18 protein-coding genes are annotated in these 17,912 nt (G+C 65.8%); 11 read left to right on the plus strand and 7 right to left on the minus strand.

The annotated features are described in order from the left end of the window. The first annotated feature begins 44 nt into the window (after positions 1-44). Both AADZ55_RS00175 and AADZ55_RS00180 read left to right on the plus strand, forming a co-directional pair. Positions 45-362, plus strand: a complete 318-nt coding sequence (locus tag AADZ55_RS00175) for an ESX-1 secretion-associated protein (protein ID WP_085325483.1) — start codon at positions 45-47, stop codon at positions 360-362. A gap of 7 nt (positions 363-369) precedes the next feature. Continuing rightward, entirely contained in the window at positions 370-675 is a 306-nt protein-coding gene (locus tag AADZ55_RS00180; protein WP_085325556.1) for a DUF2694 family protein, read from the plus strand. 4 nt (positions 676-679) lie between these two features. Here AADZ55_RS00180 and AADZ55_RS00185 read toward each other — a convergent pair whose 3' ends face one another. Continuing rightward, positions 680-823, minus strand: coding sequence for a hypothetical protein (locus tag AADZ55_RS00185; protein ID WP_165759397.1), 144 nt, complete (start codon positions 821-823; stop codon positions 680-682). Positions 824-902: 79 nt separating this feature from the next. Here AADZ55_RS00185 and AADZ55_RS00190 point away from each other — a divergent pair, with 79 nt between their 5' ends. The 6 genes from AADZ55_RS00190 (at position 903) to AADZ55_RS00215 (ending at position 9,606) form a co-directional block, all read left to right on the plus strand. Then, complete coding sequence (locus AADZ55_RS00190) at positions 903-1,985, plus strand: DUF5631 domain-containing protein (protein WP_085325484.1); 1,083 nt, start codon at positions 903-905, stop codon at positions 1,983-1,985. Between the two features lie 33 nt (positions 1,986-2,018). Continuing rightward, positions 2,019-2,336 (plus strand): DUF2710 family protein, encoded by a 318-nt coding sequence (locus AADZ55_RS00195; RefSeq protein ID WP_085325485.1) that lies wholly within the window; start codon positions 2,019-2,021, stop codon positions 2,334-2,336. Positions 2,337-2,385: 49 nt separating this feature from the next. Then, complete coding sequence (eccB, locus tag AADZ55_RS00200; protein WP_085325557.1) at positions 2,386-3,882, plus strand: type VII secretion protein EccB; 1,497 nt, start codon at positions 2,386-2,388, stop codon at positions 3,880-3,882. Positions 3,883-3,884: 2 nt separating this feature from the next. Next, positions 3,885-7,964 carry a type VII secretion protein EccCa gene (gene eccCa / locus AADZ55_RS00205; protein ID WP_085325558.1) on the plus strand — a complete coding sequence of 1,360 codons (4,080 nt, stop codon included), beginning with the start codon at positions 3,885-3,887 and terminating at the stop codon, positions 7,962-7,964. A 146-nt stretch (positions 7,965-8,110) separates the two neighbouring features. Beyond that, positions 8,111-8,416, plus strand: a complete 306-nt coding sequence (locus AADZ55_RS00210; RefSeq protein WP_085325486.1) for a PE domain-containing protein — start codon at positions 8,111-8,113, stop codon at positions 8,414-8,416. Positions 8,417-8,421: 5 nt separating this feature from the next. Further along, the gene (locus AADZ55_RS00215; RefSeq protein ID WP_085325487.1) at positions 8,422-9,606 is read left to right on the plus strand and encodes a PPE domain-containing protein; all 1,185 of its coding nucleotides are present in this window, start codon (positions 8,422-8,424) and stop codon (positions 9,604-9,606) included. A gap of 193 nt (positions 9,607-9,799) precedes the next feature. Here AADZ55_RS00215 and AADZ55_RS00220 read toward each other — a convergent pair whose 3' ends face one another. Beyond that, positions 9,800-11,743, minus strand: a complete 1,944-nt coding sequence (locus AADZ55_RS00220) for a serine/threonine-protein kinase PknD (RefSeq protein ID WP_085325488.1) — start codon at positions 11,741-11,743, stop codon at positions 9,800-9,802. 404 nt (positions 11,744-12,147) lie between these two features. Here AADZ55_RS00220 and AADZ55_RS23430 point away from each other — a divergent pair, with 404 nt between their 5' ends. Together AADZ55_RS23430 and AADZ55_RS23435 are read left to right on the plus strand one after the other, a co-directional pair. Continuing rightward, positions 12,148-12,321, plus strand: a complete 174-nt coding sequence (locus tag AADZ55_RS23430) for a hypothetical protein (protein WP_423202411.1) — start codon at positions 12,148-12,150, stop codon at positions 12,319-12,321. After that, entirely contained in the window at positions 12,318-12,476 is a 159-nt protein-coding gene (locus tag AADZ55_RS23435) for an LppA family lipoprotein (protein WP_423202342.1), read from the plus strand. Before AADZ55_RS23430 ends, AADZ55_RS23435 begins: the two co-directional genes overlap by 4 nt. Before the next feature lie 125 nt (positions 12,477-12,601). Here AADZ55_RS23435 and AADZ55_RS00230 read toward each other — a convergent pair whose 3' ends face one another. Beyond that, positions 12,602-13,375 (minus strand): TIGR03084 family metal-binding protein, encoded by a 774-nt coding sequence (locus tag AADZ55_RS00230; RefSeq protein ID WP_085325559.1) that lies wholly within the window; start codon positions 13,373-13,375, stop codon positions 12,602-12,604. Between the two features lie 46 nt (positions 13,376-13,421). Continuing rightward, positions 13,422-14,747, minus strand: coding sequence for an MFS transporter (locus tag AADZ55_RS00235; protein WP_085325560.1), 1,326 nt, complete (start codon positions 14,745-14,747; stop codon positions 13,422-13,424). A 105-nt stretch (positions 14,748-14,852) separates the two neighbouring features. On the opposite strand from AADZ55_RS00235, the gene AADZ55_RS00240 reads away from it, so the two are divergent. Then, on the plus strand, positions 14,853-15,458 hold the full coding sequence (locus AADZ55_RS00240) for a YqgE/AlgH family protein (protein ID WP_085325489.1): 606 nt from the start codon (positions 14,853-14,855) through the stop codon (positions 15,456-15,458). Here AADZ55_RS00240 and AADZ55_RS00245 read toward each other — a convergent pair. From AADZ55_RS00245 to AADZ55_RS00255, 3 genes are all read right to left on the minus strand, one after another. Further along, positions 15,455-16,471, minus strand: coding sequence for a bile acid:sodium symporter family protein (locus AADZ55_RS00245; protein WP_085325561.1), 1,017 nt, complete (start codon positions 16,469-16,471; stop codon positions 15,455-15,457). The two genes, AADZ55_RS00240 and AADZ55_RS00245, sit on opposite strands and share 4 nt — an antisense overlap. Positions 16,472-16,494: 23 nt before the next feature. Further along, a complete protein-coding gene (locus AADZ55_RS00250; protein WP_085325490.1) occupies positions 16,495-16,842 on the minus strand; it encodes a hypothetical protein in 348 nt (115 codons plus the stop codon). An 81-nt stretch (positions 16,843-16,923) separates the two neighbouring features. Further along, positions 16,924-17,859, minus strand: a complete 936-nt coding sequence (locus tag AADZ55_RS00255) for an LpqN/LpqT family lipoprotein (RefSeq protein WP_085325491.1) — start codon at positions 17,857-17,859, stop codon at positions 16,924-16,926. Positions 17,860-17,912: the final 53 nt, after the last annotated feature.

Below are 17,912 nucleotides of genomic sequence, written 5' to 3' on the forward strand. Positions count from 1 at the left end.
AAGCACGCCGGCCTCGCCGCCGGGGCGTTAGGAGGAGACAGCTGATGGCAGATCAAATCCATGTGGTGCCGGCGCATTTGCGTGAGGCCGCTGATCATCACCAGCAGACCGCCGACTACTTGCGAACCGTCCCGTCCTCGCACGCCGCGATCCAAGAGAGCCTGGACTCACTCGGGCCGATCTTCGGCGAGCTGCGCGACGCCGGACGGCAACTGCTCGAATTGAGGCGACAGTGCTACGAGCAACAAGCCGATGACCACGCCGACTTGGCGAATCACCTGACGATGTCGGCGGCGGTGTGGGAGCAGCACGAGCGAGACGCGGCAGAAAACCTCGGCCGCATCGTTGACGGTGGCCGATGACGGGTCGATGACTGACGCCAATCCCGCCTTCGACACCGTTCACCCCAGCGGCCACATCCTGGTCCGTTCCTGTCGCGGCGGATATATGCATAGCGTCGCGCTGGGCGAGGCGGCGATGGAGACCGACGCAGAAACTCTGGCGGAGGGCATTTTGCTGACCGCCGACGTGTCGTGCCTCAAGGCACTGCTGGAAGTGCGCGACGAGATCGTCGCGGCCGGACACACCCCGTCGGCGGAGGTTCCAATGCCCGGCGATCTCGATGCGGCGATCGAAAAGCTGCTGGCGCATCGGCTGCGCCGGCGCGGCCGCTAATGGTCTACAGCGGCCGGGGTTTGGCGGTATCGGGATCGGGCGCGATATCGGTAGGTGGCTCGATCGGGTTGGCGCCGAACAACTCTCGTGCGCGTCGCAGCAGATCGCGCACTTCATCGAGTTGCTGCTGCAGCGCAGAATCAGCCATGTCCACACGCTACCCAGGTCGTGGCGGGGCGCACAAGTCAGCGTCCGCGCAGCATCGGGGGTGCCGGTAGGCTGAGCCGGTGGCGATCTTCGGTTTCAGGACAGCGCGCCAACGCCTCCGGAGAGCGACGCGGCAATCCCTGACGGTTCCGCCCTTCAGCTCTCCCCTAGATTGCACCCCCTGGGTTACTGGAGGGCTCTGGCCCGCCGAGCTGTCTGCGGCCACCGGCGAAACGGCAGCGCTCGCAGAGTATCTCAAGGCCGACTTGGACCGGATCGCCAGCGCGGCCAACGACAAGCTGAGCAGCATCAGGCGAGCGGGAATCGCGGCTGCGGTCCGGCGGGCCGAGGAAGCTGCGGTGATCGACGAAGCCCGTGCACTGGCCGTGCGGCGAGTCGACTCGACAGTTCGTCAGCTGCGCCAGGTGATGCCGGACGTGCCCGCGGGATCCCCGCCCCCGGAGGCCGCCGGAGCCTTCGGCGAGGCCGCCGAAGACGAAGCCACCGAGGAAGCCGCCACCGCACCGGAATCCGACGACGAACGTTTGCAGCGGCTGACCGTGTTCGTGGCCCGGCAAGAACCACGGCTGAATTGGGCGGTCGGCGACTACGCGGACGGCACGACAATGCTGGTAACCGATCTCGCACACGGCTGGATACCGCCGGGTATCACGCTTCCGGAAGGTGTGCGGCTGCTGGGGCCCGAGCGGCGCACCGGCAAAGTCGCTGTGTTACTCGGCGACGCGATGCGCTCGGTGAGCTACTCGCCCGGAGATTCCCTGCGCTGGTCGGATAACCTCGACGCGCCGAAGGCCGCGACACAGCCGCGCGAGCTGTCGGCGGTTGACGATCTGGGCGCGGTGTTGACGGCAGCGACGCACTGTCGTGACGGATTGCCACCGATGGTGCACACCCTGGCCCGGGCTGCTGCCGCGGGAACCGGCGTCGCCGAGGCGGAAATCGATCTGCTACGAGTCCATCTCGATACCGCGCGATACCAGATCTTGGACCAGTATCCCGATGTCGACCCCGCGCTGCTGCTCAACTGCATGTTGTTGGCCACTACCGAGGGCCTCGTCGCCGAGGAACGGGTATCGGCGAACTATCACCTCGCGTGGTTTCGGAAACTCACTGCGCCCCAACAGCACGGCGCATTCGTATGAATTGACGCTGGTTGAGGGCGTCGACATACTGTCATGGTGTCGGGGTCGGGTAGTCGCGCGCAGCTAAGCGACCGAGATCTGGTCGAATCCGTGTTAAAGGAACTCAGCGAGGCAGCCGACAGGTGGGAAGCGCTTGTCGCGCAGGCCCAGACCGTCACCTACACCGTGGATCTCGGAGATATTCACGCCGTTGCAAATTCTGACGGACGGTTGCTCAAGTTGACGTTACATCCCGACGTGCTGACCGGCTATGGCCACAACGAGCTGGCCGACCGGTTGAACCTCGCCATCGCAGCGCTGCGCGACGAGGCAGAGGCCGAGAACCAGGCACGGTACCCCGGCCTGCAGTGACATCGATTCCGCACCCGGATCCGTAGCGGCCACCGGAAGGAGAATGACTGTGCCACTGAATCTTTCCAACCGAGATCAGAACTCGGGGCACCTGTTCTACAACCGGCGCTTGCGAGCGGCCATTACCCGATTTTCTGTTCGCATGAAGCACGACGATCGCAAACAGCAAGCAGCGGTGGCACTGTCGATCGTGCTCGTCCTGATCGGCGTTGGCTGGATGGCCCTGCTCAATATCATGAAGCCCGCGGGATTGATCGGCCGGTCGGCAATCATTGGCAACCGCGACACCGGTGCGGTCTACGCAAAGATCAACGGACGGCTCTACCCAGCACTCAACCTGACCTCCGCGCGATTGGCGGTAGGCACCGCAGCGACCCCTACGTGGGTCAGTGCCGGCGAGGTCGCCAAGTACGCGACCGGTCCACTGATCGGTATACCCGGTGTACCCGACAGCCTGCCCATCACGCCCAGTGCCATCTCGGCATGGTCGGTCTGCGACACCGCGGCCACCACCGGCAGCCCGGCGGCGCCGACGGTGACGTCCATCGCCGGCCAGCTCTCGCCGATCGGCCGGGCCGCGGCGATGCGGCCGGGGCAAGCCATCCTCGCAACCCACGACGGTGCAACCTATGTGATCTGGGGAGGGCAACGGTCGCGCATCGACCCAACTGACCGGACGGTGACGTTCAATCTCGGCCTCGATCCCGGCGTGACGTATCCGATCGAGATCTCCAATGCGCTCTTTGACGCCATGCCGTCAACGGAACCGATTGTCCTACCGGCGATTCCGGAAGCGGGTTCACCGTCGCGATGGTTGCCCGGGTCGACGGTGGGTGCCGTGCTGGAATCCCGCGACTCAAGCGGTTCGGTCAACGGATTCTATGCGTTGCTGCCGGGTGGAGTGCAGAAGATCACCAGTTTTGTCGCCGACCTGTTGCGTACCGGGGATTCGCAGGGCTCGCCGACGCCGACGTTGGTCACCCCGGACAAGCTGATCCAGATCCCGCTAGTAGACGTGCTCAATGTCGACTACTACCCGACGGCGGATCTGGAATTCGTTGACCCATCGGCAAATCCCGTAACGTGTGTCAGTTGGGAGAAGCAGTCCAGCGACCCGCAGGCCAGGATCACCATCTTCAGCGGCCGCGGCCTGCCGGTTCCGATCGGCATGGATTCCCGGTTGGTGCAGCTTGTCCGCGACAACCGTAACCCTGATTCCTCCGAGGCACACCAGACGCTGGTGTTGCCGGGGGCGGCGAATTTCGTTGCGACGACGAGCGGTGTTGCCACGGCCGCCAGCCGGGAAAGTTTGTATTGGCTTTCACCGCAGGGTGTTCGGTATGGCGTCCAGTCGGATCAACGGACCCTGCCGGCACTGGGGCTGGATCCACGCTTTGCCGTCCAAGCGCCCTGGCCGATCGTCCGCACCTTCGCACCGGGCCCGGCGATCAGCCGCGAGGCTGCTCTGGTTGCGCGCGACGCGATCCCCGGAGGCGGTGCGGTGGCGCCGATTCCCGAGTCCAACGAGCAGAGTGTCGGGGGTTAGTGATGTCCAAGCGAGGATATGTGCGTGGCACCCGCACGCCACCGCCGAATGTCCCGCCGGTGCGAGTCGCGGTAGCCGCTCCGCTGGCGTTGCCGGAACGTGAACCGCGAAACATTCTGCTGATGATCGCGCTGCCCGCGCTCCTGGTTGGGATCATCGGCACGCTGGTGGTGATGTATGCCTCCGGGATTCGGTCGTTGCAGTCGGGGTTCTTCCCGATGATCGGCCTGGTCGGGTTCGGAGCGCTCATGTTCGGTGGCCGGTTCGGGCGCGGGCGCCGGATCAGCTGGGGAGAGCAAGAACGCCAGCGCCGCAGCTACCTGCGTCAGCTTGACGAGGACCGCGACGAGGTACAGCGCGGCGCCCAAGAACAGCGCCGTAGTCAGCTTCTCGTACACGGTGATCCGCGGCAGTTGGACACGATCATCGGCGGTCCGCGGATGTGGGAGCGGCGCACCAGCGACACGGACTTCCTCGACGTCCGCCTGGGGATCGGTGTGGAGCAGGCCGGCGAATCGGCGGTTTCGTTGCAGTGGCCCGATGTGCCGGTCGGCGAAGAACTCGAACCCGTAACCGGCGGTGCGCTTCGGGATTTCATCCTCGAACAGAGCAAGATTCGCGGGATGGGTAAGGTGCTGTGCCTGCGATCCAAACCTGGATTCAGTTTCATCGGTGAGGATCCGAGAGAGCTGCACGGTCTGGCGCGGGCGATGCTGTGTTCGCTTGCGGTCTATCACAGCCCGCGTGATTTGAAGCTCATGGTGGTCACCCGTCATCCCGAGCTGTGGTCATGGTTGGTGTGGCTACCGCACAACCAGCATGATGAGATGTTCGACGCGTGCGGACTGCGTCGGCTGGTGTTTGCATCGCCGACCGAGTTGGAGGAGGCACTCGACGCAGAGCTGCACCGCAAGGGCCGCGGACCGTGGACGCCACCGGTGGGGACCAGTCCGAGTTCGATGCCGTCGCCCATCGAGTCGACCACCGGCTCGGGGCTGGGTCCGCACTGGGTGATTGTCGACGACAACCTGGGCACCCCGGAGCAATGGGAAGGGGTAACCGGGCAGAAGGGCATGGCTGGTATCACGGTGCTGCGGTTGGCGACCCGGGTCGGTGTCGGTGTCGGCTTCGCCGACGAGAGTCAACGCTTCGCCCTGCACGAAGGCAGGGTCACCCACCGCAGCACCTTCTATGCCAGGGCGGACTTGCTCCCCGAGAGCACGGCGAACAGGTACGCGCGGGCGCTGGCCCGCTGGTCGCCGATGAGTGCCGGGGAACTGTCCGAAACCGACAGTCAAGGCGGCGAACTACTAAGGGCGTTGGGTATCACCGATCCGCGGGAACTGGATGTCGACAGGCTCTGGGCCGAGAGCCGTGGTCGGGGGGATTCGAAGTGGGCGATGGTGCCCGTCGGCATCAAGCAAGGCGGCGATCTGCAGTATGTCATATTGCGCGCCAAGGACTTTGGTGGCTATGGCTTCCACTCGGTGGTGATCGGCACGTCAGGTTCGGGCAAGTCGGAGTACTTCCTATCGTTGTGCAGCGGGATCGCGCTGACCCATTCGCCAGAAACGTTCATCGTGATCTTCGTCGATATGAAGTTCGAGTCGGCGGCCCAGGACCTGCAAGGATTTCCCCATGTCGCCGGCTCGCTGTCCAACCTTGGCAAGGACGAGCGCCACCTGGCGGAGCGGATGCGCAAATCCATCAACGGCGAGATCGCGCGGCGTTACCGGCTTTTCAAGGATGCCGGGGCACGTGACGCCAACGAGTACGAAGAGATGCGGCTCGCCGGAAGGGAGCTGGAGCCCGTTCCAATTCTGCTGGTGATCATCGACGAGTATCTCGAGTTGTTCATTCACCATCCGGAGTGGATCGATTTGGTCATTCATATCGGGCAGGAGGGTCGCGGCTGCAACGTGTTCTTCACCCTCGGTGGTCAGCGATTGGATCTGTCGTCGCTGAGCAAGGTAAAGAGCAACATAGCTTTTCGGGTGGCTCTGCGTGCTGAGACGGCGGAGGACTCCCGCGACGTGATCGGCAGTGACTCGGCGCTGCATCTTCCGTCGAAGGAGAACGGCTACGCGCTACTCAAAGTCGGGCCGCGAGATCTCGAGCAGTTCCGCTGCTTCTACGTGTCGGCACCATTCGTGGTGCCGAAGCGGGTCGCGAATACCGACAAGACTGTGGCCGTGAGCTTTTCGAAACCCCGCGCCTATACTTGGGCGTATCAGCCGCTCAGCGAAGCCGATAGCGCCGCTTTGGCCGTCGCCGACGAGCCCGAACAGCCCGACGAGTTTCTCTTCCACTCCGACGGGTTCCGGAAGAAGAAGCTCGTCGATGTCATCCGGGAGTCGCTGGTCTCGCATCCCGCGCGCCCCCCACACCAAATCTGGCTCCCGCCTTTGGAAGTCAGTGAGCCGATCGATGCGCTGGTGGCCCGTTGGCGCGGCCGGCCATGGGATGTCGGCTATGGGCAAAACCCCGGCCTGATATTCCCGGTTGGAATTGTCGACATTCCCGAAGAACATGCGCAACGGGTGCACGTGATCCACGCCGAGATGGACAACATCATGGTGGTCGCGACGGCTCAGCGTGGTAAATCCACCACCTTGATGACGTTGATGACCTCGGCGGCCTTGATGTATCGGCCGGACCGGGTGACGTTCTTCTGCATCGGGGCGTCGCTGTATCCGGTCGAAGAGCTCCCGCACGTGGCGTCGGTGGTCAGCCAGACCGACGGCGAGGGAGTGTCTCGGACCATAGCCTCGATCGAGGGGTTGATCCGCGCCCGCGAGGCGTCGTTCAAGAAGTACCAGATCGACATCTCGGAGTTCCGGGAGCGACGGTTCGGCATGGACGCCGGGGCCGGGACCGATCCCGACGACAAGTTCGGCGACGTCTTCCTGGTCATCGACAACTTCAGCGACATGCACGACAAGGACGCCGCCATGGGCGAGCGTGCCATTGCCATCGCTCGCCAAGGCCTGTCGTACGGAGTGCACATCATCACCAGCGCCACAGCGTGGCTGGTCGGACAGAAGCAGCAACTGGTCAACGTGTCCAACGCTCGCATCCAACTGCGCTTGAGTAATCCCGATGAGACGCAGATGGGCGACAACTTTGAGCGAAAAAAGGCCGCCCGCAACACATTGAACCGGCCTGGTTTCGGCATAACCCGGGATGGCTACGAGTTGTTGGTCGGAGTGCCGGAGATCACCGGGATCACCGGCGAACGGTTGACGACGCGCGAGATCGGCCGGCTCATCGCCGAGCGAACCGGTATCGGCAGGCTGGAGAAGTTGGCCCGGCTGCCCGAGCGGATCGAGATCCGCGAAGTACACGCCGCGTTCGAAGGTGCCGCGGCAGCGGCGGATCCACTGAACATCCCATTCGCGCTCGGCGAGACCGCGCTGCAGCCTGCGATCCTGCCGGCCCGAGTCGCGCCGAACATGCTGGTGGTGGGCCGCCAGTTGTGTGGGAAGACCGCGACTTTGGCGGTATTCGGGCAAACGATCAGCACGCGGTTCACCCCCGAGCAAGCCCAGATCACCATCATCGATCCCAAGACCTCGCTCATCGGCAAGATCGTAGGCCCGCACGTGCGGGCCTACGCTTATACACCCGACGACATCGACGAGGTGATCGGCGAGTTGGCGCAGACCCTGCGTGACCGCCTTCCCCCTGCTGGTCTAAGCCAGGAGGAACTGCTCGAGCGGAGCACCTGGGAAGGCCCGCACCATTTCGTCTTGATCGACGACGAACACGAACTCCGACCGACCGGTGTCGTCGGCAAGGCCGCGGCCACAATGCCGTTGTGGGGATTGATCGAACGCAGCCGCGAAATCGGTTTGCACGTCATCGCCTCGCGTCTGCCCGGCAACTGGGCGGGTGTCTCGGTAACCAATCCGTTCCTGCAGAAGATGACGGGCTCGCGCGCGCTCTCACTGTTTATGGACAACGACCCGGCGGCGGTGAAAGTGTTCGGCAGGATCAGCGCCCAGCAACTACCTCCCGGGCGTGGCTTGCTGGTCACCACCGACGGCGTGATCGAAGGAGTGCTGGTGGGAACACCGCAATAGCAGGTGAGTCGACAGCAACGACCGACCACCTTAGACTCAGGCGATTCCACCGAGATCTCCGGGTGGATGCAACAAGGCCGGTCACCGGCCCGTGGGGGCACCCTGGTTCGTGAAGGTGCGCTGTGCAATTGGACGGGGAGGTAGATATGGGCGGTTTGTTCGATATCGATCCGGGAGCCGTTGATGTGTCGGCGGCTGCGGAGACTGGAATCAGCGAGGAGATGGCGGCCACCACCGCGGCCGGCGCGGCCGCGCTCACCGGTGTGCTGCCGATGGCGCCCGACGCCGATTCCGCGGAGTTTGCCGCCGCGTTGAACGCCGCAGGTGCGGCCTACCTTGCCAGCGCCGCCGAACATGTCGGGCAGCGGGTTGCCTTCGCCGGCGCGCAGGGCCTGGCCGCTGCCACCAGCGTCGCCACCGAAGGACTTCGCGCGGCCAACTTGGGGCTGTAACAAGAATGCCCGACCCCAGGTGGACAGGTCCGCCGGAAGCCATCGCGGCGACCCTGGAAGCCGGTTCGCCAGCGACGGTGATCGCTAACAACACGGTGTGGGTCACCGAGACCGCCAACAAGGCACTGTCGGCAGGCCTTTCGGCGGTCAACGCGTTGGCCACCGCCGCGCAGTGGCAGGGATTCGGTGCGGTCGCGTCGATGCTGGCCGCCACCGGCCTCAATGCCGGATTGCAGACATTGGTGGGCTGGACCGCGGAGAAGATCACCATCACTCAAGCCGCCGTGGAGGCCTTCACGATCGCGAGGTCATCGGTTATCCCGTCGGCGGTCTCGCAGACCAACCGGGACGAGTGGACCGCGTTGAATGCGACCAACTTCTTCGGCCAGAACACCCCGGGCATCGTCGAACGTGACACGGAGTATTTCGGCGAACATTGGCCGCACAATTCGAGCGTGGGCTGGGCGTACTCGGGCGCACTGAGCGCGTTGGTGGCCGCGTTGGCCGTTCCGCCGCCGATCGCGCCGCTGGGCGCATCGCCCGCGGCACCCGCCGCGGCGGGCGAGGCGGTGGCCCAAGCGGCCGCGCAGACCGGCATGAACAATGCGGCGCAGGTATCGGGTCAGGCAACCCAGGCCGTGGGGCAGACGGCGTCCTCACCCGCGGATGCGACGGGCCAGCTCGGTTCGCTGATGCAGCAACCAATGCAGCTGGTTTCCAGTGCGACCGAACCGCTGAAGGAGATGGCCCAGGCGCCGATGCAGGCGTTCCAGGGCTTCACTAGCCTGCCACAGAGCATGATGCAGTCGCTGGGCGGGATGTTTCCGGCCGCCGCAGCACCGAATGCCGCCACGGCAGGGGCGATCGCCGAGCCGGTGGTGACCGGCGGTGGCGCGGCGGCTGGCAGCGCGGGCGGAGGGGGCGGGTTCCCCGGTGCCGGACTGACCAGCTATACCCGGCCCACCAGCAGCTTCGAGCCGGAAGCCGGTGGTAGACCGACCAGCTTGCGCGCCGGTGTCCTCAATGCCGCCGAAGTGCGTGGCCCCACCGCCTCGACGGGGATGGGTGGTACACCGATGCCGATGACGCCGGCGGGAATGCTGGCGCGCGGACCCGGCAGCGATGCCGACCGGGAGGCCGTGGCCTGCGCGCGCGTCGTTGTCGACCGCGACCCGATGGACCCGAGGTAGGGGTGTTTCAGATCGGTCCGGCGCACTGGATACGTGCAGCGACCCAGGTGAGCGGACGGTGCGAGGGCCTGGCAGCGGAACATTTGTTGTCCGACAATCGAATCCAAGCTGACGCGACCCGGGCACGCCGGCGCGCGCACCAACCTCTCGCGTAGCGTCCGCACGGGTGCATCCCGGCTATGGTGGGCGCGATCTAGCCGGCCGGCAGTTTCACCACCCGATTGTTGTCGATGTCGGCAACGTAGACGTTGCCCGCGCTGTCGACCGCGACCGCTTCTGGGCCTTTGAGGCCAGTGAATGGCAGTTCCACTTGGGTGCTTGACCCCGCCGGTAGTTTGAGCACCCGGTTGTGGTGGCTGTCGGTGATGTAGACGTTGCCTTCGGCGTCGACCTCGACACCCTTCGGAACATCGAGGTCGGTGAATGGCAGCTTGACTTGGGTGTTGGAACCCGCTGGCAATTTCAGCACCCGGTTGTTGCCGCCGTCGGTGACGTAGACGCTGCCGATGGCGTCCACCGCCACCCCGTAGGGAACGTTGATCCCGGTGAACGGCAACTTGACCTGAGTGTCCGACCTCACCGGGAGTTTGAGCACCCGGTTGATGCCGTCACTGACGTAGATATTGCCGGCGGCGTCTACTGCCACATCCCAGGGACTTGTCAGCCCGGCTAACGGCACCTCGGTTTGGGTGTCAGACCCGGCAGCGAGCTTGAGCACCTTGGGGGAACCGTCAAGGCCGCCGTCTGCGAGGTAGACGGTGCCGCCGCTATCCACGGTAAGACCGTCGGGATCGGTCAAACCCGTGAACGGCATTGCCGTCGGGGTGTTCGAGCGGGCCGCGAGCCTAAATACCTGGTTGGTGCCGTCGTCGGTGACATAGACGTTGCCGGCTTTGTCCACCGCGATTCCGTCGGGAATGCTGAGATCGCCGAACGGCAGCTCGACCTGCCTCGGACCATCCGCACTGGGCGACAGGGCGGAAGGCGGTGTGGTCTGTTGCCTTGACCCGCGTCCAACGACGACAGCGGTGACCGCGGCCACCATAACGAGCGCAGCGACTGAGCCCAGTGCGATCGCCACCCGACGGTACTTCCGGAGCCACGGCAATGTTGACGATGCGCTCGGCGTTTGCGGGTCGGATGGTGGGGGCCGACATCGGAGCCGGGGCGGAGCCGGAGGGGTATCCAATAGCTCAGCGCTGGGCAGGCCGGCGCCGGGCACGGTTTTCGCTGGGGGTATGCCGGCGGATTGGGTATCGGCGACCACAAGTTCGGTGTGGTCGTGCGTGGTCAGAGCCTCGTCCGCGGCTTCGGCGAGGTCTCCGGCGGTGGGGTAGCGGTCGGCAGGGTTCTTGGCCATACCTCGTGCGATGACGTCGTCCAAGCCTGGCGGGATCTGTGGGCGGTGCTGGCTCGGGCGTGGGATCGGCGCGGTCAGATGCGCGGTGATCAGCGCGGGAACATTGCCCCTGCCATAGGGCGGGAAGCCAGTCAGGCATTCATACAGCACGCAGGCCAGCGCATAGACGTCGCTGCTCGGTCCCACCTCTGCGATCTGCAGCCGCTCGGGCGACATATAGGCAAACGTTCCGATTGCGATGCCGCTACTGGTCAGCGGGGCGTCGGCAGCGGCGTTGGCCAGACCGAAGTCCACCAGGCAGGCGAAATCGTCGTCGGTAAGCAGAATGTTGGCCGGTTTGACATCGCGGTGGGTCACCTGGCCGGTGTGGGCGGCATCCAGCGCGGCGGCGACCTGGCGCACGATCGCGACGGCTTGCGCCGGATCCAGCGGACCCGCTCGAGCCAGCATGGTCTGCAAATCTGTGCCATCGATAAGCCGCATGTCGATGTAGAGCTGACCGTCGATCTCGCCGCATTGGTGGATGGGCACCACATGGGGCTCATGCAACCCACCCGCGGTGCGCGCTTCCCGGTACAGCCGCTGCCGGAATACCGGGTTCTGCGCGTAGGGCACCGCGATCAGCTTCAGCGCTACCGCGCGGTGCATGAGTGTGTCTTCGGCCTCGTAGACCTCGCCGTGGCCGCCCCGCCCCAGCAGCCGTTTCAGCAGGTAGTGCCCAAATCTCGAACCCGCACGCGAACCCGGCGCGGTCTGGCTGGCCCTTGGTTCCTCCACTACACCCCATCACTCGATCAGCGGCGCGACGTCGAAAACCCCAATAAGGGATCACGGTAAACCACGTGGTGGCCGGACGACGTGCATATCCCCGGGCTGACGTCGTCTATGTCCAACAACAAGGTGGGGTCCGGTGAACTGACGTGTCGACAGCGTTACCAGGGGCTGGGAAAGGGCGACGATCCTCGTCGATCCTGGTTTGCCGCAGTTGGGGGGCAACCGGTGTCGCAGCAAGGCCGAGCATGGTCGCTCCGGGTCGGGCGATCCGACGCGGGGACTGCCGGTTTCGGGCGTCTTCGGGTTCACATTCATGGATTGGCGCAACGCCGCGGAATTGCGAGCGGCACAGTGTCTCCACACAGCTACCTGCCATCGCGGCGCTAGTGCCCGGACTGACGTGGTCGATGGACATCGACAGCCGGCGCGGGTGCGCCGGCAAATACGTATGGACCAGGACGAAGGCGGCGTACTTTGTGGCTGGTTTCAGTGGACCGATCCCGACAACAAGTCGCCACAGGCCGTGCGGATTGTCTAGGACAACGCGAAACAGTTGGGCGCCAACAACTTCGGCGTTGTGAAGGACGGACCCGGCGACCACGATGCCTACGTCTCTGGTCCCGGCGGTGTCGAATTCAAGCTAGGAAGCCAGGTCGCGTCCTCGCTCACGACGAAGTCGGGGTGTCGGATCAGCCAAACCGACCCGGCTACGCAGACATCGACGTCACACCCGTAGGCGCGCGTTCACGCGCTCATCGACCGGGGCTTGAGTTGGTGGGCCCGGCTCTCTTCGCGCCCTCACGCGCTCATCGACCGGGGCTTGAGTTGGTGGGCCCCGGCTCTCTTCGCGCCCTCACGCGCTCATCGACCGGGGCCCGGTGGTCCGGCGAAGGCTTGCGCGATCTCGAGCCACCGTTGCGCCTCCTCCCCTACCGCCTTGACGTCTAGCGTGCGCAGCGCGCGTCGCTGGGTGACCAGAAAGCAGAAGTCCTCGGCGGATCCGGTGACGCGCTGGACCGCATCGGATGGCCCCCAGGACCAGGTGTCACCGCCGGGTCCACGCAGCTCGACCAAAAACGACCCGGCCGGCGGGGCCAGGTTGTTGACGGCGAACGCGTAGTCGCGGGTGCGTACCCCAAGATGCGCGATCGACCGTAGTCGCTCGGTGGCGGGCCGGGTGATGCCGACGGCGTCGGCGACGTCTAGCCCATGCGCCCAGGTCTCCATCAACCGCGCGGTTGCCATCGACGCGGCGCTCATCGGCGGCCCGAACCAGGGCAATTTGCGGCCGTCGGCAACCGCCAGCAATGCCTCGTGCAGCCGCCCGCGGGTAACCCGCCAGTCGGTGAGCAGTTCGGCGGGCGCTACGGCAGCCAGTTCCTCGGCGGCGGCGTCAACGAAGCCGGCGGGATTGGCCCCCGCGGCGGCCAACGTCTCGGCGAACCCGGCCTCGTCGGTGACCGCCGTCAACGCGACTCGGTCGGTCCACAACAGGTGTCCGATCTGGTGCGCGATGGTCCATCCCGGCGCGGGCGTCGGGTCCGCCCAGCGATCCGCCGGCAGGGCCGCCACCAGGGTATCGAGGTCGTCGCTTTCGGCACGTAGGTCAGCCACGAACGGCCCTGGATCGGCCATCATCGCCTCCTGAAGGGACACTGGGCCCGGGAAATCACTATGTACCTTAGCGATCGATCGCGGGTTGGCCGCGTCGGCCGACGATGCTATGAACCGCCAGCCCGGCCAGATAGAGCACCGACCCGAACAACAAAAACATGGGGGCGTGCCCGTCCCCGGGAATCAAGACCGAGGCCACGGTGATGGCGAGGATGTAGGAGACCCAAAACAGCGCGTCCTGCACGGCGAAGACATGCCCGCGTAGCGCGTCGTCGACGTCCATCTGCATCGCCGAATCGGCAGCCAGTTTGATCACCTGGCCGGCTATGCCGAGAAAGAAGCCGCACACCACCATCACCGGCAGCAGCAACCCGGCGCCGGCGAACTGGACGGCCGCCGCCGCCGCCAACGCACCATTGACGGTGGCGTAACGCCCCCAGTGCCGTATCGCGGCCGGGGTCAGCACGTTGGCCAGAAAGGCTCCCAGACCGGTGGCCGCGAAGAACAGCAGTGCGGTACCCAACCCCCCGATCGCCGGAGCGGTCACGTGCCGGACCAACAGCAACATCACCAGCGAGTTGATGCCGACCACCATCCGGTGCGCTGCCAATCCGGACAGGCAGGAGGCGACCGACGGAAGCTGTACCACGGTGCGCGCGCCGTGTAGCCAGCCGGTGATGACCGCATACACAACCGATCCGTGGATCGCGCGCTGGGAGTCGTCCGGGCCGAGAACCCGCGGGCCGAACCGCAGCGACCCCAGCAGCGCGATCGACACGGGAATCGCCACGAGGAACACGATCACGGCGGCCCCCTCGTCGCCGCCGCCGAGGAGCCAGCGGGGCAACAACATGAAGTTGGCGCCCAGGAACGCCGAGACCGCGCCCGACGCGATGGCCACCGAATTCATCGTGACGACCTGTTCGCGCGGCACCACGTGGGGCAGCGCCGCAGACAGTCCCGAGGCGACAAATCGCGCCAAGCCGTTGGCGACCAGCGCTGCAATCAGCAGCGGCACATCACCGGCTCCGACCGCGAGAATCGCGCCGACCCCGGCGATCAGGACCAGTCGGCCGGTGTTGGCGCCGACCAGCACCCACCGCCGATCCCACCGGTCCATCAGCGCGCCGGCGAAGGGTCCCAGCAGCGAGTAGGGCAGAAACAGCACCGTGAAGGCCCCCGCGATGGCCATCGGGTCGGCCGCCCGGTCCGGGTTGAACAGCAACGCTCCGGCCAGCCCCGCCTGAAACAGGCCGTCACCGAACTGACTAGCAATGCGCACCTGCAGCAGGCGCCAGAAGTCAGGCAACCCGCGCACCGACCGCCAAACATCAACGGGTGCGCGCGCGTGCATCCGGGAGCGAATCACCAACCCACTTCCAACCCTGGGCACCGGCGAGGTTCGGTCCGCCGTGTGCCGCCCCAACCACAGTACAAATATTCGCTGACCCTGCTTGTTTGCCCCGGGCGATGCGACAGCGGGTGCGATGATGGTCAGGTGGCGCCGCACGAAGACCCCGAGGATCATGTCGCACCCGCCGCACAACGGGTGCGAGCGGGCACCCTGCTGCTGGCCAACACCGATCTCCTCGAACCGACGTTTCGCCGCAGTGTGATCTACATCGTCGAGCACAACGAGGGCGGCACCCTGGGTGTGGTACTCAACCGGCCCAGCGAGACCGCTGTCTACAACGTGTTGCCGCAGTGGGCCAAACTGGCGGCCAAGCCGAAGACGATGTTCATCGGCGGGCCGGTGAAGCGCGACGCGGCTCTGTGTCTGGCGATACTGCGGGTCGGCGCCGATCCGGAGGGCTTGCCTGGCCTGAGACACGTAGCGGGCCGGATGGTGATGGTCGACCTGGACGCCGAACCCGAGATGATCGCGGCGGCGGTGGAAGGGGTGCGGATCTACGCCGGGTATTCCGGCTGGACTATCGGTCAGCTCGAAGGTGAAATCGAACGCGACGACTGGATTGTGTTGTCGGCGTTGCCATCTGACGTTCTAGTGGGGCCGCGAGCCGACCTGTGGGGGCAGGTGCTGCGACGGCAGCCGCTCCCCCTGTCGCTGCTGGCCACCCACCCGATCGACCTCAGCCGGAACTAAGACTCCGCCCCCACCTGCCGCCTTGGCCCCGTCGAGCGGGCTTGCGGGTTGCGTTCTCGCGCAAGCCTGTTCGCGATCAGCGCACACGCGACCAATTGGACCTGGTGAAAGATCATCAGCGGCAACATGATCAACCCGACTGTCGCGGGGTCAAAAAGCACCAAGGCCATCGGAAGGCCGGAGGCGAGGCTTTTCTTCGAACCGCAGAACAGCAGCACGATCGCGTCACCGCGGTCGAACCGGGCGAACCGGCCGACCCCGGCGGTCCAGATCAGCACCACAGCGAGTAGCACGATGGCGACACCGGTCAGCGACACCAAATGCCACGGGTCGACGCTGGCCCAAACTCCCTTGACCACTCCCTCCGAAAAGGCCGTGTAGACGACCAGCAGGATGGACCCTCGATCGACCACCTTGAGCGCCATCGGATGCCGGTCGACGATCGATACCAGCCTTGGTCGTGCCAACTGGCCCAACCCGAACGGCAACAGCAACTGCAGCACTATCTCGCCAATCGAGCTGCCGTTGACGCGGACGCCGGTGCCGGTGTGCATCAGCAGCACCACCAACAGCGGGGTGAGCACCAGCCCGAGGATGTTGGACAACGATGCGCTGACCACGGCTGCCGAGACGTGACCCCGCGCGATCGCCGTGAACGCGACACAGGACTGCACCGTCGACGGCAGGAGACACAAAAACAGCACCCCGTTGTATAGATCGATGGTCAGCACCGAGGGCACCAGTGCTCGAGCGGCCAGCCCGAGCACCGGGAAAACCACGAAGGTGGTGGTCAGTACCAGCAAATGCAGCCGCCACTGACGGAAACCGTGCCAGGCCTGCTGCGGCGACAACCGGGCGCCGTAAAGGAAGAACAGCAACGCGATTGCCGCTTTGGCGGCGATGGACACGACCTCTGCAGCCGTGCCGCGAGCCGGCAGCAGTGCGGCAACGGCCACGGTCGCGGCCAGGGCCAACAGAAACGCGTCGACCGGGATCGCTTTCAGCCGCTGCAACACGTCGTTGGACGCACGGCCGTTTAGTGGCAGGCCAGGGTGCAGGCCGCGCAGTCGCCGCCGCAGTTGGCCTGGGGGCGGGCGGGCACGCGGCGCAGCGCGTATTGGGCGCTCTGCCACGAGCCGGCGGCCAGCGTGCCGACCGCGCCGGCAATGCAGACGATCATCACCATCAACGCGGTGTGCTCGGGCGCGGCCAGCGCCACCGCTCCCCCGGCGGCCAGCATTACCGCGGCTGCCAACTGGGTGGGCGCCATCGCGCGCAGCGCCAGCGCGGTGGGGTGGGCGGTGGGGGCATGGGAAAGGGACCAGCTGCCGAACATGGCCGACGCCGCTGCCGCACACACGCACAGCACACCCGCGATGAACATTCGCTCACAATACGAGTCCGTCGGCGAATCCGCTCGCCGGGCTCCACTGCGGCCGGTGTCGTCGATCGGCCTCGTCCCGAACTAGCGCGGTGGGATCGGTGTCACGATCCCCAGGGGCGGATGACCAGGCGTTGGCTGCCCGGGCAGCCCCACGGGTGCCGAACGGGGCGCCTGGACGGTCCCCGGAGTGGGCGCCACATGCGCGGCCACCTGGAATCCATTGATGATCGCGTTGGTAGCCGGCCCGTCGGCGACCGCCTGCGACAGCGCGGTGGTCACCGACAACGACACCAGGTACCTATCAGCTCCGGCAGTGGCGATGGTGTGGCGTCGCGAGGTGTTCAGCGTCATATCGTTTTCGCGGTAGGTGCCCTCGATGATTGACGAGGGGAAACCGCCGAAATTGGCCATCGAGGCGTTTGTGGTCTGCCATGCGAACAGTTTCTGGCTGTCGACGTAGCCGTGTGTGATGGCCTCCGCGGGATCGAAGTCACCGACCAGTTTGTATACCACTACCTGCGCATTCGACGTGTAGACGCTGTTGCCCAACCGGTCGGCGATCACCGCGAATGCGTCGGGCACGTTGGGGTCGGGCACCTGGGTCCAGCGCGGCGGCACCGGCAGGGTGATGTCGAGCGCAGTGAACCCCTGCGGGCGCTGTGCCTCCAGCTGGACGCCTTTCGTGTGCAGGTAGTCCCGCAGTGTGCCGCTGACCGCGGGAGTCGCGGTCGACGGCATCGGGGCCACCGCGGTCGACCCGGGCACGCCGATCGGCATCGGCGACGCGATCGGTGCGGGTGCCTGTGCCGGCGTGAACCTGTTGTTGCCCCCTCCCGGAAGTACCGTGAGGTTCTGCGCAGGAGGGCCTGCCACCTGCACCGGGACCGGCGCCGGGACCGGTGGTGGTGGCGGCAGGGGATCCGCCGACGCAGTTCCGGCGGCAACAAGCACCACGCCGATGAAACCGGCGGCCATGCCCCCTGCAAATACCCGCCAGGTGCGCGCGGTCTGGATCATTTGCGTCGGTCCCTCCGAATGCCTCGCGCGACGGTGTTCGTCGTCGAGGCTGA

Source organism: Mycobacterium decipiens (assembly GCF_963853665.1).
Taxonomy (GTDB): Bacteria; Actinomycetota; Actinomycetes; order Mycobacteriales; family Mycobacteriaceae; genus Mycobacterium; species Mycobacterium decipiens.

What these genes read in the sequence shown, in the direction of transcription:
- AADZ55_RS23430 (WP_423202411.1), top strand. Translation starts at nt 12,148, where the DNA reads ATGGACATCGACAGCCGGCGCGGGTGCGCCGGCAAATACGTATGGACC.
- AADZ55_RS00180 (WP_085325556.1), top strand. Translation starts at nt 370, where the DNA reads ATGACTGACGCCAATCCCGCCTTCGACACCGTTCACCCCAGCGGCCAC.
- AADZ55_RS00255 (WP_085325491.1), bottom strand. Translation starts at nt 17,859, where the DNA reads ATGATCCAGACCGCGCGCACCTGGCGGGTATTTGCAGGGGGCATGGCC.
- AADZ55_RS00175 (WP_085325483.1), top strand. Translation starts at nt 45, where the DNA reads ATGGCAGATCAAATCCATGTGGTGCCGGCGCATTTGCGTGAGGCCGCT.
- AADZ55_RS00215 (WP_085325487.1), top strand. Translation starts at nt 8,422, where the DNA reads ATGCCCGACCCCAGGTGGACAGGTCCGCCGGAAGCCATCGCGGCGACC.
- AADZ55_RS00250 (WP_085325490.1), bottom strand. Translation starts at nt 16,842, where the DNA reads ATGTTCATCGCGGGTGTGCTGTGCGTGTGTGCGGCAGCGGCGTCGGCC.
- eccCa (WP_085325558.1), top strand. Translation starts at nt 3,885, where the DNA reads ATGTCCAAGCGAGGATATGTGCGTGGCACCCGCACGCCACCGCCGAAT.
- AADZ55_RS00230 (WP_085325559.1), bottom strand. Translation starts at nt 13,375, where the DNA reads ATGGCCGATCCAGGGCCGTTCGTGGCTGACCTACGTGCCGAAAGCGAC.
- AADZ55_RS00195 (WP_085325485.1), top strand. Translation starts at nt 2,019, where the DNA reads ATGGTGTCGGGGTCGGGTAGTCGCGCGCAGCTAAGCGACCGAGATCTG.
- AADZ55_RS00210 (WP_085325486.1), top strand. Translation starts at nt 8,111, where the DNA reads ATGGGCGGTTTGTTCGATATCGATCCGGGAGCCGTTGATGTGTCGGCG.
- AADZ55_RS00185 (WP_165759397.1), bottom strand. Translation starts at nt 823, where the DNA reads ATGGCTGATTCTGCGCTGCAGCAGCAACTCGATGAAGTGCGCGATCTG.